Consider the following 943-nt stretch of genomic DNA (forward strand, 5'->3'; position numbering starts at 1 on the left):
TCGAGATAGAGCACGCGCGCTCCCGAGTGGTCGAGAATGTATTGGATCTCGTCGGGGCGGAGGCGGAAATTGATCGGGACGAGTACCCGCCCCGACCCGCACACTCCGTAGAACGACCCCAGCAACCGTGCGCTGTTGTGGCTGACGACGGCAACGCGTTCGCCGACGCCGATGCCGAGTTCGTCCAGTCGCGCAGCTTGTCGACGCGCAAGTTCTCCGAACTCGGCGTAGGTCAGCTCTCCCAGTGAGGACGCCGACTGGTCGGGCTCGTCGACGACGCCGACCCGGTTTCCGTAGACCTGCACGGCCCGATCGAGGTAGTCGCGAATGGTCAGTGGGACGAACATCATTGCTCCTTCGGTAAGACGACGTGTGCGACACCGTCGAGTTCTCGATCAGTCCCGGGAGTGGGCGACGGGGAAGGCCTGGGCGGAAAACCCGAGGTGGCCCAGCCCGGCCGCTTCTGCGGCGCCGAGCAACTCGGTGGCCGTCTCGAGAATCCGGGCGCGATGGCCGGCCGCCTGCATCGCGTCGCGGCACAATTCGGCGCCGGCAGCGAAGACTGTGATGGTGGCCTGATCGGTGTCGTGCCGGCCGGTCTCGATGGCACGGGCAATGTCTCTGGTGGTGAGGGCCATCAGATCGAGGACGGCTTGGGTGACATCGGTGAGCTCAGCGGCCGTCAGTCCCTGGCTCAGGGCGTACGAGGCTGCTTCGACGTAGGCTGCGAGCGAGGCTGTGTAGAACCCGCCGGCCATGGTGACATCCAGGAGACTGGCGCCGCGCGTCCTCGCCGACCGTGGGTGGAGGTCCCGAGTCCTGCGAGCAATCTCTCGTGGGCCTGCCACACCTCGGTAGGACCCGAGAAGAGGAACAGGCCGGCCGGTGTGCCGACGTGCTGGGGGTAGCACAGGATCGAGCCGTCGAGGTATGCGACACCGCG

The 943-nt window shown here is 66.5% G+C and carries 2 protein-coding genes; both read right to left on the reverse strand.

The genetic code is table 11. The annotated features are described in order from the left end of the window. Positions 1 to 347, reverse strand: a 347-nt coding sequence (locus P3H15_RS54135) for an AMP-binding protein (protein ID WP_276144846.1), incomplete at its 3' end; no start/stop codon positions are given. A 48-nt stretch (positions 348 to 395) separates the two neighbouring features. Next, positions 396 to 911: a hypothetical protein gene (locus tag P3H15_RS54140; RefSeq protein ID WP_346348894.1), complete on the reverse strand. Its 516-nt coding sequence runs from the start codon at positions 909 to 911 to the stop codon at positions 396 to 398. Positions 912 to 943: the final 32 nt, after the last annotated feature.

Origin of the sequence: Rhodococcus sp. T2V, assembly GCF_029269925.1 — a bacterium.
GTDB classification, from domain to species: Bacteria; Actinomycetota; Actinomycetes; order Mycobacteriales; family Mycobacteriaceae; genus Rhodococcus_F; species Rhodococcus_F koreensis.